The following is a 13,121-nucleotide window of genomic DNA, read 5'->3' as shown; positions in this document are numbered from 1 at the left end:
GTTGTACCCGCTATGGACCTTACCTGGTACGGTCATTCGACGTGGCATGTGAGCCTCGAAGATACCGACCTACTCATCGACCCGTTCTTCGACAACCCGAAGACCGACACCGACCCCGAGGAACTGGACCCCGACTACGTCCTCCTCACGCACGGCCACGCCGACCACATCGGCGACGTCGACCGCTACGAGGGTGCTGGCCTCGTCGCGGTGCCGGAACTGGTCTCCTATGTCGAGGACAACTTCGGCGACTACGACGCCGTCGGGGGGATAGGGATGAACATCGGTGGCACCGTCGAGTGCGGCGACGCGTGGGTGACGATGACACAGGCGGCCCACACCAACGGCATCGAGACCGATTACGGCGCCTCCGCCGGCGTCCCGGGCGGTTTCGTCATCAGCGAAAAGAAGCCCACGCAGGAAGCCGACCGCGACAACACCGCCTTCTACCACGCCGGTGACACCAGCCTACTGACCGAGATGCGCGACGTCATCGGGCCGTTCCTCGAGCCCGACTTCGCCGCGCTGCCGGCCGGCGACCACTTCACGATGGGGCCGACACAGGCCGCCATCGCCGCCGACTGGCTCGGCGTCGACTACGCCGCCCCGATGCACTACGACACCTTCCCGCCCATCGAAATCGACACCGCCGACTTCGAACGCGAACTGAAGGCCACCGGCACCGAGGCCGAGGCAGTCATCCTCAAAGGCGAAGAGACGTTCACGCTGGACGGCTGACAGGAGCCGACCGCAAGCGACCCACCTTTTTATGCGTGCCGTGCGACCGTTCGATTGTTATGGCTGATATAAACACCACCACCGTCAACGAAGAGAAGTATCACGCGCTGAGCCGTGCCGGCGATTTCGAACTCAGCATCGACGCAACCGAGCAGGAAGGCCCCAGCCCCAATCAGGTTCTCGTCGCCGACTACGCCTCCTGCTTTACGTTCGCCTGCCGTGCCGGCGCCTCGAACGAACTCGACATCGACCTCGGCAAGGTCGAAACCGAAGCCGAGGCCGACATCAACGACGATGACGACCTCACCGCGATTCGCTTCCACATGCAAATCGAGGCCGACCTCAGCGACGACGAGGTAGACGACGTTCTCGAACTCGGCGAGGACATCTGCCACGTCCACGATTCGCTGAAGGAGAGCCTCTACGCCGACGTCGACGTGACGACGGGCGCTTTCTAACCACGAACTTTTTGCACGGCGCGCTTCGCGCGCCGGCAAAAACTTCGATGAAAAAGACACGGCGGCCCTCCCTGCGGTCGGGCCTTGGTCCCGCGCTCCCTGCGGTCGCGCGGTGAACCGCCTCGGGGGCGCTTTTCAAGCGCCCCACTCGGCGGATGCAATCTCTCGATTTTAAAACAGTCAGCCCTTACTCCACCGAAAGCACCCGCTCAATACGCTCGTCGGCAACGGGGGCGTTCGCCGCACCCATGTTGGCGACCGTATCGAGGAACGCCGTTTTGTAACTCGCAGGGCCGTTGTATTCGCCCTCATCCGCTGCGCGTTCGCCGGCGAGGCCGAAGCAGGCGGTGCCCGCGAGCGCGATTTCGAGCGGCCGGTCGACGCCGAGGCCGCCGCCGAACGTCGCGAGGGTGACCCCGAGCATACAGCCGGTGCCGACGACCTGTCCCATCAGCGGGTGGCCGACCGACACCTCGTAGGCGGCTTCGTCGGTGGCAACGACGTCCGTCTCGCCGGAGGCGACCACGACGGTATCGTGTTCCCGAGCGCAGGCGACGGCAGTTTCGGCGATATCGGAGTATTCGCCGACCGATTCGACACCGCGGACCTCCGCATCCTCTCCGACGAGTGCCGTGATTTCGGCGTAATTGCCTTTCAGGACTGTCACGTCGAGGTCGGAGACGAGCCGTCCGGCGACGCCGTCCCGCACCGACGTGGCGCCGACGCCAACCGGGTCGACGACGAGGGGAACGTCGCTTTCGTTGGCAGCATCGCCGGCTGCCATCATCGCCCGCTCGCCGGCCTCGTCGACCGTGCCCATGTTGAGCAGACAGGCCTGTGCGGTCGAGACCATCTCGCCGACTTCCCGTTCGTCGTCGGACATGACCGGCAGGCCGCCCCAGTGCAGGGTGACGTTGGCAACGTCGTTGACCGTCACGTTGTTCGTCACGGAGTTGACCAGCGGGCCGGCCTGTTCGACAGACGCCAGCGCCGCCGAGAGGTCGATATCGACCTCAGACATCAGCCGATACCCCTCGCCCTCGGACCGCATCGTGGAGTTCCTGAGTCGCGGCTTCGGGGTCGTCGGCACCCGTAATCGCCGAGATGACGGCAACACCGTCGGCACCCGCCTGAACCACGTCCGCGGCGTTTTCGGGCGTCACACCGCCGATGCCGACGAACGGCAGGTCCGTCGCCTCTCGAACCGCGCGAATCCGGTCGAGGCCGATACCCATCTCCTCGGGCGGCACGTCGCCTTTCGACTCCGTCGCGAAGACGGCGCCGACACCGAGGTAATCCGCGCCGGCCGCTTCGGCCCGTCGGGCGGCCTCGGGCGTCGAGACCGACCGGCCGATGATGGCCTCCTCGCCCAACTGCTCGCGGGCGACCGAGACGGGCAGGTCGTCGTCGCCGAGATGGACGCCGTCGGCATCGAGCGCGACTGCGAGGTCGACGCGGTCGTTGACGATGAGCGGAACGTCGGCCTCGCGGGTCAGTTCGCGGAGTTTCCGTCCGAGTTCGTAACGGTCGGTCGCGCTGGCGGATTTTTCGCGCAACTGGACGACATCGATGCCGCCACGGATGGCGGCCTCGACGATTTCGACCGTCGAGCGACCCGCTGAAAGGCCCTCGTCGGTCACCAGATACACGCCGAATTCGTCGGTCATACAACCCGGTAGAACACCGTCCCGTATCGGTCTTCCGTTCGCTACAGGCCGAGTGCCTCGATGAGGTTGTACCCCCACCCGAGATAGTCGATGGCCTTGTAGCCGATGTAGATGCCGACGATGCCGAGTACGCCCGCAATCGAGGGCGGCGCCGGGATTGGGACGCCGGCAAAGGAGAAGACGGCGCCGGTAATGAACCCAGTCAGCAGGGCCAAAAGTGCGATAACGAGGCTTGCATCGACCATATCGAACGCGCGCCCGGCGACCTCAAGTCGTTTCCGGCTACTCAGGGGCCGGTACTCGCCGCCTGTCGCTCGCTGTGGCTACTCGCCGACGACTTCCGCGACCGAATCGGCGATGTCCTCCTCGACGCGCCACAGATAGAGACTCGCATAGCTCCGGTAGGGAGCCCATCGCTCGGCCTCCTCGACCATCTCCGCCCGCGTCAGGTCCTCGTCGAAGAGGTTCCGCATGCCCTTGCGAATCCCGAGGTCGCCGACCGGGAAGACGTCGGGCCGGCCCAGCGAGAAGAGCAACTGCATACGGGCCGTCCAGTCGCCGACACCCTTGATTTCCGTCAGTTCGTCGACGACCGCCTCGTCGTCCAACTCCTCGAAGTAGGCCTTGCTGTAGTCGTCGCGGAACGCCTCGGCGACGTTGCGAACGTAGCCCGTCTTCTGTCGGGACAATCCAACGTCCCGGAGCGTCTCGGGGTCGGCCGCGAGGATACCCTCGGGCGTTACCTCGACGGCATCGTAGAGGCGTTCGCGGGTCGCCGCGGCCGAGGCCATCGACACCTGCTGGCGGAGGATGGAGACGACCAGACGCTCGAACATGTCGTCGGCGGGGTCAAGTTCGAGGTGGCCGTGGTGCTCGACGAGCGGGCCGAGATAGCTGTCCTCACGCAGGGTCTCGTGCGGCGAAATCACGTCGGAAGGCAGGCGCTCGATGCTAAAAGCTTACTCGCACTCGAGGGCGTCCTCGGAGGTCGCGCGGTCGGCGCCGGTACCTTCGACGGGTTCGGCGGGCGACCCGGCAACGGTCGTTTCGGGCGCGACGTCTTCGACGACGACGCTGCCGGCGCCGACGGTGGCGTTCTCGCCGACGACGATATCGCCGATGAGCGTCGAGTTCGCGCCGACGGTGACGCCGTCTTCGAGGGTCGGGTGGCGTTTCTCGCGGCGCATCGAATCGCCGCCCAGCGTGACGCCGTGGTACATCAGCACGTCGTCGCCGATGTCGGCCGTCTCGCCGACGACGACGGCGGCGCCGTGGTCGATGAAGAACCGACGGCCGATGTTGGCGGCGGGATGGATTTCGACGCCAGTCAGTAGGCGGACGAACTGCGAGAGCGCACGGGCGGTGAACTCGAAGCCGCGCTCCCACAGGAGGTGGGCGATGCGGTAGCCCCAGACGGCGTGCAGGCCGGGATACAGGAGCGCGACGGTGATGGCGCTGGTTGCTGCTGGGTCCTTTGCGAGGGCGGTGCGGACGTCTTCTCTGAGTCGGTCGAATATCATATCGATGGGAGTCGGTGGCGGATGCGGTCGGAACGCGAGCGAAGCGAAACCGGCGTTACTGGTAGCAACGACGGAACGGAGAAGTCAGCAGCAACAGCAGCACGCCGCAGCCGAGACTGGTCGGCGGGCGGGACGAACCGTGAATGCGGCGTGGCTGTGCGCCATCGTATACCGGATACTGTGGCAAGCGAGATATAAAAGGTGTCGGTCAGGTGGCCGTTCAGTCGGTCAGGCGTTGTAGTCCTCGCCGTAGATGTCGTGGACCTGCGCTTCGAACTCGTCGATGACGTTGCGGCGCTTGATTTTCATCGACGGCGTCAGCAGGTCGTTGTCGGCGGTCCACTCGACGGGCACCAGCCGGAACTCCTTGATTTTCTCCGATTTCGCGAGGGTCTTGTTGACCGCCTCGACCTCCTCTTCGATGTAGGCGCGGACGTCCTCGTGGTCGCAGATGGCCTCGGGGCCGTCGGGCAGGTCGATGCCCTCCTTGTCGGCCCACTTTTCGAGGTGTTCGAGGTTGGGGACGAACAGCGCGGCGATGAACTTCTGGTTGTCGCCGATGACCATCGCCTGCTCGATGCGCTCGGAGGTGGCGAACTCGTCTTCGATGGGCTGGGGGGCGATGTTCTTGCCCGTGTCCAGCACGATGAGTTGCTTGAGTCGGTCGTGGTAGATGAGATAGCCGTCGTCGGTCAACTCGATGATGTCGCCGGTGCGGAACCAGCCGTCCTCTGTGAACGCTTCCTCGGTCGCGCCGGGACGTTCCCAGTAGCCTTCGGTGACGTTCGGGCCCTGAACGTGAAGTTCGCCGATGTCGCCGTCGGCTTCCGCCCGGCGGTCCTCTGAGACGACCGAATCGTCGACGCGAACGTCGACGTTCGCGAGCGGCGGGCCGAGGGTGCCGGCACGGGAGTCCTCCGGCGGGTTCACCGAGACGACGGGGGAAGTCTCGGTCAGGCCGTAGCCTTCGAGGATGGGAATCCCCATCCCGTCGAAGAGTTGGGCGAGGCGCTTCGACAGCGACCCGCCGCCGCTGACGAAGAACTCGATATTGCCGCCCATCTTCTCGCGGACGTTCGAGTAGACGAGCGTGTCGAATATCTTGTATTTGAGTTTGAGGCCGAGGCCGGGGTTCTCGGTGGTCGCCCACTCGCGGGCGACGGGCACCGCACGCTCGAAGATGGCTTCGGGCGCCTCGTCGCGGAGGCTATCGTAGATGCGCTCGTAAACGCGGGGCACCGAGGCAGCGGTCGTCGGCTGGACGGTCTGGATATCGTCGGCGACGGTGTCGGTCGATTCGGCGTAGGCGACCGTCGCACCGGAGCCGAACATCAGGAAGTGGCCCGAAATCCGCTCGAAGACGTGGGCCAGCGGCAGGAAGGAAAGCGACCGTGACGTCTCGTCGAGCGTGTCCAGTTCGGGGTCCTTGTCCGGACGGGGGCCGAACCGCTTGCGGATGCCGTTGATGTTCGACCGGAAGTTGCCGTGAGTGAGTTTGACGCCTTTCGGCTTGCCCGTCGTCCCCGAGGTGTAGATGAGCGACGCGAGGTCATCGAGGTCGCGCTCGGCGAGCCACGATTCGTACTCGTCGAGTTCGAAGGCCTCCTCGCCGCGGTGATAGAGGTCGGCCAGCGAGAGGACATCCTCGCGGTCCTCGTAGCCGTCGAACTCGTCGATGACGACGATGAAGCCGAGGTCGAGTTCGTCCTCGACTTCGAGGACGCGTTCGAGGAGTTCCGCGTTCTCGACGACGACGCCCTCGGCGTTCGGGTCATCGAGCAGGTACTGGACCTGGTCGGGCGAGGATTCGGTGTAGACGGTCGTGACGACGCCGCCAGCGGTGAGGATACCGAAGTCCGATTGCGCCCACTCCATCCGGGTGTTGGCGAAGATGCCGACGCGGGTATCGGCCTCGACGCCGAGGTCACGGAATCCGGCGGCGAGGTTCCGGACGATGTCCTGCATCTCCGCGTAGGTCAGCGCCGCGTACTGGTCGGCCGGTGCCACGGGGACGACGTCGCCCGCCAGCGAGCGCTCGTAGATACCGCCCTTGTACCACTGGGCTTCCCGACTGGCGTGCCGGGAGGCGCTCTCCTCGAAGAGTCTGGGGATGGTGTTCTCCCCGATCACCTCGTCCTCGTATTCCGCCTCTGCCTGCAACCAGGCCGCGTTATTGCTACTCATGACTTACTATCTGATGGGTATCCTGCCACCCATATTAATGCAAGCCCTTCGGACCGGCCGAATAGGCCGCTCTCGGCCAGTATTGTTCGAAAAGAAAGGACTCACGTCGTACGCTGCACAGAAACTATCGAAAACAGGTTAACGATTTAAAAAAACAGCGGCCGAAGTAGCGCCGTCGAGCGGCAGGGGTTTCGGCGGCCATCACATCCGCATCAGTATCAGATAGCCGAGCGACGGCGGCTAGTTCACGTCGATTCGGTGTCCGTCCTCGGGCGCGTCATCCGTCGGGATACGGATTTCGAGAACGCCGTTGTGATAGTCGGCGTCGATTTCCTCGACGATAACGTCGCAGGGCACGCGGACGGACTCGTGCATTCGGCGCGAGCGGGCATGACCCTCATCGGTCGCCTCGTGGGCGGCGTCGATGGTCAACACCCCGTCCTCGAATCGGAGGTCGAGGTCCTCGCGTTCGAACCCCGGCAGGTCGGCGTGGACGAGATAACCGTCGTCGGTCGTCTCCATCCGGAGGTTCGCGTCGCCAGCCATCCAGTTGCCGCCCAGCATGGAGCGGCGCATACGCTCGAACAGGCGGTCCATCTCGTCGAAGGGGGTCGTTCGCGTCATTGCGATTCAACAGTAGAGAGGCGCTCTGCGGAGATAAAGCCGACATATCATATGCTAACACCCGAAGCCGACCGAGCAGCGAAACCGCCTTGGGACCCGCGCCGTATCCTCCAGTCGTGCTCCCGACGCTTCCTGCCCTCGCGCCCGGCGCGTGGCAATACGCCAAATACCCGCTGGCGCTGGCTGTGCCGCTCGCCGTCCTCGCCCCACCCGCAGGCCTCGCCTGTCTGCTGGCCGGCCTCGGCGCACTGTGGTTCCACCGCGACCCTGACCGCTCGCCGCCGCCATCCGGCGTCGTCGCTCCCGCCGACGGCCGCGTCTCGGTCATCCGCGAGGAAGGCGACCGCGTCCGCGTCGGCGTCTTCATGAACGTCACCGACGTCCACGTCAACCGCGCGCCCGCGGCGGCGACCGTCCACTCGGTCGAACACACCCCCGGCAAACACCTCCCGGCGTTCACCAAGGAATCGGACCGCAACGAACGCGTCACTATCGACTGCGGCGAGTACGAACTGACGCTTATCGCCGGCGCCGTCGCCCGTCGCATCCACCCCTACGTCGAGGCGGGCGACGAACTCGACCGCGGCGACCGCCTCGGCCACATCTCCTTCGGTTCGCGCGTCGACGTCCTCCTGCCGCCCGAATACGACACCGAGGACGTTCGCGTCGGCTCGAACCAGCGTGTTCGGGCGGGCGAGACCGTGCTGGTTGCGTAAGCGATTTGCAGTAATCTATATCACCCGAAAAAGTAGGTGATGGCTTCAAATTGAGTAGACCACAGAGCACTGACGAGACACTCGACTATGGAAACTGAGACTGCCTTAGAATGCTCGCTAGGGGATTTGAACCCCTGTCATTGGCTCGAAAGGCCAATATGATTGGCCGGGCTACACCAAGCGAGCGACATCAGATGTTCAGGTTGGAGGAGTTATAAAACTGTCTTTCTCGACCGAGGCTATCGGTCCGCCGGATGCGATATTTCCGTGGTGAACGATAGCGTGCCGTGGTGGGCTTCGACATGACAGTTCCGGCAGAGCAGTACGAGGTTTCGCTCGTCGTGTGCCTCTTCTGTCGGAATCTCGTCCGATTGCTGAAACTCCCGAACGGGGATGATATGATGAACCTCAAGGATAGAACTCGAGCGGTCTGCGCCACAATTTCGGCAGACTTCATCGCGGTTCCGCACGGCTTCTCGTGCTGCCGTCCAACCCGGGCCGTAGTTCCGACTATGTCCTCCTTTCCACCGCGGGTTGTCTTCACCCAACCGGGATTCACTCATCCGCTGGCGCGTCGTCTCGGATTTTTCGTGGTTTCGAAGCGCTGCTGATATTCGTCGTTTTTGCTCTTCGGAAAGATCTTTGCCGGAATGTGCGTCGGACATCTTCGCTCGCGTCTCCTCGTCGAATTCCCGACCCGCCAGCGTCTCGGAGATCCGCTCTTTGACGTCCTCGGCCCGCTCTTTGCCGTACAGGGGATGGTCCTCGCCCTCCAGGTCACGCGTCTCGATGCCGTGTCGGTTCATCCACTCGCGTATCGTCCGCGGTGAGACGTCGCAGGCGTCGGCCATCTCCTGCTGTGTCCGTCCCCGCTCGTGGTACTGTTCGCGCAGCCACGCCTCGCGTCTGTACCGGGGCGGCATTACGTCGGGGCTCACGCGTGATAGTATAAAAACACAGCCACGCATAGTGAACGTAAATCGGGCGATGCGGCCCTCGAACCGTCCGTCCAACGAGTGCCCCATATACTTTTCAGCCATCCGACCGTTCGTCAGGGACGATTGATGGCGGGCGACACTGTCGGCACGGAGTCGCACGGCGACGAACAGGCGTCCGTCCTCGACGACGTTACGGCGGCGCTCGAAACCGACGCCGCGCTCGGCGCTCCGGACCGGTCGTTTCTGGAGTCGTCGTTCTTCGATTTCTCGTGGCCGGACGACTGGGAGTTTCGGGATGGCTACTGGGTCAACGAACCGTTCGCCCACGTCGCGGTGTTCCGTGACCCGGCGAATCGGGAACTCCGCTACCATCTGACCGAACCGTCCCTCGACGACTTCGAGGCCCACGTCCGGCGGGATGCGGCCGACCGGGTGCGGACGCGACTGCTCGATGCCGGCCTCGACCGCGAGCAGGCCGACCGGTCGAGCGACGGCCTGCTCGACGAGTTCGTCGCCGACGAACTGCGACACGTCGACCCCGGCGTCCGCCAGAAGGTCGCCTACTACCTGCGGCGGGACTTCCTCGGGTTCGGCGTCGTCGACCCGTTCATGCAGGACCCGGGCATCGAGGACCTCCACGTCGGGGGCAGCGACCGGCCGGCCTACATCTACCATCGCGACTACGGCAATATCGGCACGAACCGGACCTGGGGCGACGAACGCCTCGATTCCCTTGCCGTGCGCATGGCCCAGCGGGCCGGCCGGCACCTCTCGGCGTCGAAACCACTGCTGACGACGACGTTGCCCGACGGCTCCCGCGTGCAGGTGACTCTGGGGACGGACGTCGCCACCCACGGCTCGAACCTCACCATCCGGAAGTTCCGCGAGGAGCCGTTCACGCCGCCGGAACTGGTCGAGTACGGCACCTTCAGCGTCGAGCAGATGGCCTACCTGTGGCTCGCAATCGAGCACAACTGCTCGGTGATGTTCGTCGGGCCGACCGCATCGGGCAAGACCACCTCGATGAACGCCTGTTCGCTTTTCGTCCCGCCCGATGCGAAAATCGTCTCCATCGAGGAGACCCGCGAGGTGAGTCTGCCGCACGACAACTGGATTTCGAACGTCACCCGCGAGTCCGACGTTGCCGCCGAGCGGCCGGGTGTCGACACCTACGAACTGCTCTCGGAGGCGCTCCACCAGCGGCCGACCCACGTCATCGTCGGCGAGATTCGGACCGACCCCGACGTCGTCTTCACCTTCTTTCAGGCGATGGGCACCGGTCACGCGGGCTTTACGACCTTCCATGCCGACTCGCCGCGGGATACGCTTCGCCGCCTCCGGAACGACCCGCTGTCGATTCCCGACGAACTCGTTTCCGATATCGACGTCATCGCGCTCCAGCAGATGATGGAAATCGACGGCGAGCGGGCGCGGAAGGCCCGGTCGATAACCGAGGTTCACGAACCCGCTGAACCGGAGCGGACGCGGCCGGAACTGGACGAGGTGTTCGCCTACGACGCCGAATCACGGGCGTTCGACCAGACCGCCCCCTCGCGGCTCTTACGGGAGGTAGCCGGCCGGCAGGGCTGGAGCGACGAGCGCCTCCGGACGGAACTGAAGCGCCGACAGGAGGTGCTGGGCCACATGGTCGGCCACGGCATCACGGGCTACGAATCGGTGACGGACCTCCTGTTCCTGTTCGGTCGAGACCCCGAGCGAGCGCTCGAACGGACCGACGGCCTCCCGAGCGGCACCGACCGAATCGCGGTGGCCGAGGATGACTGACGAGGGCGACGACGGGGGGCGGCCTGAGGTGGGCAGCGAGACGGGGGTGACCGTCGAAGAGGCCGATCCGGGCCATCCCTACGCGCAGGCGGCGCTTGACGACGGCAATCCCGAGGCCTACCGGTTCGGAGCTATCGAGCGCCATCCCGAAACCGACGAGGCGACGCTGCGGGAAACCTACGGACCGATTGTCGGCTGGTTCCGCTACCGCGCGGGCGACTACGAGGACCTCGACGACGCGCTTCGGGCCTCGCGGACCCGCGTGCCCGTCGACGAGTATCTCGCGCGAAGCCTCAGATTGGCAGTTGGTGGTGCCGCCGTCGGACTCTTGCTCGGCACGCTCGTGGCGCTCGCCGGCGGCTATTTTCTCGGCTGGTCGCTGCTGCTCGGCGTTCCTGCCGGGGCGCTTCTCGGCGGTATCGTCGGCGGCGCTGCCACGTGGGGAGTCCGCCGCTATGCGCCCGTCCTTCGAGCACGCAGGCGCGCACGTAAGACGGACTTCCTCCTGCCGCAGACGGTGGTCTTCCTCTATGCGCTCTCCCACGGCGGGCTGGACCTCTACCAATCGATGGACCGCCTCGGCGATTCGGCGGACGTCTACGGTGCGGCCGCACGCACCTTCCACGACGTCATCGACGACGTGCGCTGGTTCGACCGTGACCTCTTCGAGGCGATAGCCGCGGCCCAGAAGACCATGCCCGGCGAGATGACGCGGACCTTCCTCGACGAACTCGTGAGCGTGCTGGAGACGGGCGGTGACGTCGACCAGTTCCTCGAAAGCGAAGCGGACCGCTATCGCGAGTTGGCCGAGACGAAGCACGAACGCCTGCTGGAGGACCTCCAGACGCTCGCGGAGGTGTACGTCACCGTCGTCTTCGCCGGCCCCATCTTCCTGCTGGTCATCCTGATGGTCGCCGGCCTGCTGTGGCCGGGCGTCCTCCTGCCGCTGGAGGTGCTCGTCTACGTCGGCATCCCGCTGGCGGTGCTGTCCGTCGGCGCCTGGGCCTCGCATATCAGCGAACCCCGCCGACAGGAGCAGGGCGACGGCGAGTTACGGGCGCTCGTCGAAGCCCTCCGCACTTCCGGAGAATCGTTCGAAGACGACCGCATCGCGACCTACGAGTCACAGCACCGCGAGACCCTCTGGGACCGGCTCCGCGACCGGCCACGGACTTCGCTCCGCAAGCGGCCAGCTGCGGTGCTTTTCGCCTCGGTCCCCCTTGCGGCCATGGTCGGCGTCGGCCTGTATCTCGTCGACCCGCTGTCCGTTCCAAGACCCGTCGCCGAGAGCACCGCACTCGCCGCGGTGCCCTTTGTCATGGCCGCGACGCCGTTCGCGTACTTCTACGAGCGGAAACGTCGCCACGAACGCCGCGTCCGCGAGCGGTTCCCGACGGCTCTGGAGATACTCGCCGAAGGCAACGAGAACGGCCTGCCGATAAGCGAGTCGCTGGAACTGGTGACGACGCGAACGACGGGCGAACTCGCGTCGGAACTCGACCGCGTCCGGCGCGATATCGACTGGCAACACGACGCGGTTGCGGCCTTCGAACGGTTCGCAGACCGCATCGCAGTCCCCGAAATCCGTCGGTCGACGCGGCTGGTGACCGAGAGCCTCCGCACGACGAACCACCTCGCGCCGGTTCTCGAAATCGTCGCCGACAACCTGCGAACCCGCAACGAACTCCGGGCCGAACGCCGCCGCTACGTCCATCCCTACGCCCTCGTCGTCGTCATCGGCATCGCCGTCTACCTCGGTATCGTGGTCTTCTTCGACGCGTACTTCCTGCCGGTCGTCGCGGATATCTCCGAGCAGGGAACCTCCGGAACCCTCTTCGTCGGTTCGCGGCTGGAGCTAGCCCCGATATCGGGCGACATCTACCGTCGGCTGTTCTTCCATTCGGTGCTGATTCAGGCCGGCCTCAACGGCCTGCTGCTCGGAAAACTCATCGACGGCCGCCTCGCAAGCGGCGTCAAATACGCCATCGGGCTGGTCGCGGCCAGCACGCTCGTGTTCGTCCTCGCGCTCTGATACTGTGGCTCCGAGGCCGGTTCGTGCTCTGGGGCTATTCGTCCCGAATAGCCGCTCGGTCACAGGAATCAACCGACGTTCTACGGGAACCTATAAAACGCCGTTCAATGCCGGCAGAACCCTTGTCGTGGTCGTTCCCCGAAAACAGATACGCCCCAGGGGTGGGGAGCAAATGGCACAAGAACAGCAGCAGATGTCCACGAATCGGTTTCTCGGTATTGGTCCGCTAATCGTCAGTCTGGTCGGTTTCACGGCTTTTTACGTCGCGTTCGTGCCGACCGCAAGCGCCGCCACCGAAACCGTGGCCACGTCGACGCCGTCCGACCATATCGGTTGGGTTGCCGGGGTCGGGGTTCCTCGGTGGCTTCTCGGCCTCGCCGCGCTGCTCGGTACGCTCGTTGCGGTCGGCTACGTCGGCGCGAAGGGCTACGAAATCGTCGAGAGTAGCAAACCGTAGCC

Annotated in this window: 14 protein-coding genes and 1 tRNA gene; 6 read left to right on the top strand and 9 right to left on the bottom strand. The window is 65.0% G+C overall.

Features of this window, described 5'->3' with window-relative positions:
- Positions 1–12: 12 nt before the first annotated feature.
- Complete coding sequence (locus HWV23_RS16030) at positions 13–738, top strand: metal-dependent hydrolase (protein WP_178291385.1); 726 nt, start codon at positions 13–15, stop codon at positions 736–738.
- A 59-nt stretch (positions 739–797) separates the two neighbouring features.
- The gene (locus HWV23_RS16025; protein ID WP_178291384.1) at positions 798–1,196 is read left to right on the top strand and encodes an OsmC family protein; all 399 of its coding nucleotides are present in this window, start codon (positions 798–800) and stop codon (positions 1,194–1,196) included.
- A 187-nt stretch (positions 1,197–1,383) separates the two neighbouring features.
- Here the strand turns inward: HWV23_RS16025 and thiM are convergent, their stop codons facing one another.
- The 7 genes from thiM to HWV23_RS15990 form a co-directional block, all read right to left on the bottom strand.
- A complete protein-coding gene (gene thiM / locus HWV23_RS16020; RefSeq protein WP_178291383.1) occupies positions 1,384–2,217 on the bottom strand; it encodes a hydroxyethylthiazole kinase in 834 nt (277 codons plus the stop codon).
- A complete protein-coding gene (thiE, locus tag HWV23_RS16015) occupies positions 2,210–2,863 on the bottom strand; it encodes a thiamine phosphate synthase (RefSeq protein ID WP_178291382.1) in 654 nt (217 codons plus the stop codon). Before thiE ends, thiM begins: the two co-directional genes overlap by 8 nt.
- Before the next feature lie 41 nt (positions 2,864–2,904).
- Complete coding sequence (locus HWV23_RS16010) at positions 2,905–3,108, bottom strand: XapX domain-containing protein (RefSeq protein WP_178291381.1); 204 nt, start codon at positions 3,106–3,108, stop codon at positions 2,905–2,907.
- A gap of 78 nt (positions 3,109–3,186) precedes the next feature.
- On the bottom strand, positions 3,187–3,792 hold the full coding sequence (locus tag HWV23_RS16005; protein ID WP_178291380.1) for a DNA-3-methyladenine glycosylase family protein: 606 nt from the start codon (positions 3,790–3,792) through the stop codon (positions 3,187–3,189).
- Between the two features lie 30 nt (positions 3,793–3,822).
- Positions 3,823–4,380, bottom strand: a complete 558-nt coding sequence (gene cysE / locus HWV23_RS16000; protein ID WP_178291696.1) for a serine O-acetyltransferase — start codon at positions 4,378–4,380, stop codon at positions 3,823–3,825.
- 231 nt (positions 4,381–4,611) lie between these two features.
- Positions 4,612–6,567 carry an AMP-dependent synthetase/ligase gene (locus HWV23_RS15995; protein WP_178291379.1) on the bottom strand — a complete coding sequence of 652 codons (1,956 nt, stop codon included), beginning with the start codon at positions 6,565–6,567 and terminating at the stop codon, positions 4,612–4,614.
- A gap of 240 nt (positions 6,568–6,807) precedes the next feature.
- On the bottom strand, positions 6,808–7,191 hold the full coding sequence (locus tag HWV23_RS15990; RefSeq protein ID WP_178291378.1) for an Hsp20/alpha crystallin family protein: 384 nt from the start codon (positions 7,189–7,191) through the stop codon (positions 6,808–6,810).
- A gap of 116 nt (positions 7,192–7,307) precedes the next feature.
- Here HWV23_RS15990 and HWV23_RS15985 point away from each other — a divergent pair, with 116 nt between their 5' ends.
- The gene (locus HWV23_RS15985) at positions 7,308–7,907 is read left to right on the top strand and encodes a protein sorting system archaetidylserine decarboxylase (RefSeq protein WP_178291377.1); all 600 of its coding nucleotides are present in this window, start codon (positions 7,308–7,310) and stop codon (positions 7,905–7,907) included.
- Positions 7,908–8,018: 111 nt separating this feature from the next.
- On the opposite strand, the gene HWV23_RS15980 is transcribed toward HWV23_RS15985, so the two are convergent.
- Positions 8,019–8,093: transfer RNA gene (locus HWV23_RS15980), tRNA-Glu, on the bottom strand.
- Between the two features lie 53 nt (positions 8,094–8,146).
- Positions 8,147–8,830, bottom strand: a complete 684-nt coding sequence (locus HWV23_RS15975; RefSeq protein WP_178291376.1) for an NUMOD3 domain-containing DNA-binding protein — start codon at positions 8,828–8,830, stop codon at positions 8,147–8,149.
- Between the two features lie 141 nt (positions 8,831–8,971).
- Here HWV23_RS15975 and HWV23_RS15970 point away from each other — a divergent pair, with 141 nt between their 5' ends.
- The 3 genes from HWV23_RS15970 to HWV23_RS15960 all read left to right on the top strand — a co-directional run bounded on the left by HWV23_RS15970 (position 8,972) and on the right by HWV23_RS15960 (position 13,119).
- Entirely contained in the window at positions 8,972–10,630 is a 1,659-nt protein-coding gene (locus HWV23_RS15970; RefSeq protein ID WP_178291375.1) for a type II/IV secretion system ATPase subunit, read from the top strand.
- Positions 10,623–12,662 (top strand): type II secretion system F family protein, encoded by a 2,040-nt coding sequence (locus tag HWV23_RS15965; RefSeq protein ID WP_178291374.1) that lies wholly within the window; start codon positions 10,623–10,625, stop codon positions 12,660–12,662. The genes HWV23_RS15970 and HWV23_RS15965 overlap by 8 nt, the downstream gene beginning before the upstream one ends.
- Positions 12,663–12,834: 172 nt before the next feature.
- Positions 12,835–13,119, top strand: a complete 285-nt coding sequence (locus HWV23_RS15960) for a hypothetical protein (protein ID WP_178291373.1) — start codon at positions 12,835–12,837, stop codon at positions 13,117–13,119.
- The last annotated feature ends 2 nt before the right edge of the window (positions 13,120–13,121 follow it).

The organism is Natronomonas halophila (assembly GCF_013391085.1).
GTDB classification, from domain to species: Archaea; Halobacteriota; Halobacteria; order Halobacteriales; family Haloarculaceae; genus Natronomonas; species Natronomonas halophila.
The sequence above is the reverse complement of the archived record's forward strand: the minus strand, read 5'-3'. Positions and strand labels throughout refer to the sequence as shown.

Bases quoted from the DNA above. Each gene is read 5' to 3' on its own strand.
- HWV23_RS15995 (WP_178291379.1), bottom strand. From the start codon at position 6,567: ATGAGTAGCAATAACGCGGCCTGGTTGCAGGCAGAGGCGGAATACGAG.
- HWV23_RS16030 (WP_178291385.1), top strand. From the start codon at position 13: ATGGACCTTACCTGGTACGGTCATTCGACGTGGCATGTGAGCCTCGAA.
- HWV23_RS15970 (WP_178291375.1), top strand. From the start codon at position 8,972: ATGGCGGGCGACACTGTCGGCACGGAGTCGCACGGCGACGAACAGGCG.
- thiE (WP_178291382.1), bottom strand. From the start codon at position 2,863: ATGACCGACGAATTCGGCGTGTATCTGGTGACCGACGAGGGCCTTTCA.
- HWV23_RS15965 (WP_178291374.1), top strand. From the start codon at position 10,623: ATGACTGACGAGGGCGACGACGGGGGGCGGCCTGAGGTGGGCAGCGAG.
- HWV23_RS16025 (WP_178291384.1), top strand. From the start codon at position 798: ATGGCTGATATAAACACCACCACCGTCAACGAAGAGAAGTATCACGCG.
- HWV23_RS16010 (WP_178291381.1), bottom strand. From the start codon at position 3,108: ATGGTCGATGCAAGCCTCGTTATCGCACTTTTGGCCCTGCTGACTGGG.
- thiM (WP_178291383.1), bottom strand. From the start codon at position 2,217: ATGTCTGAGGTCGATATCGACCTCTCGGCGGCGCTGGCGTCTGTCGAA.
- HWV23_RS15960 (WP_178291373.1), top strand. From the start codon at position 12,835: ATGGCACAAGAACAGCAGCAGATGTCCACGAATCGGTTTCTCGGTATT.
- HWV23_RS15975 (WP_178291376.1), bottom strand. From the start codon at position 8,830: ATGCCGCCCCGGTACAGACGCGAGGCGTGGCTGCGCGAACAGTACCAC.
- HWV23_RS15990 (WP_178291378.1), bottom strand. From the start codon at position 7,191: ATGACGCGAACGACCCCCTTCGACGAGATGGACCGCCTGTTCGAGCGT.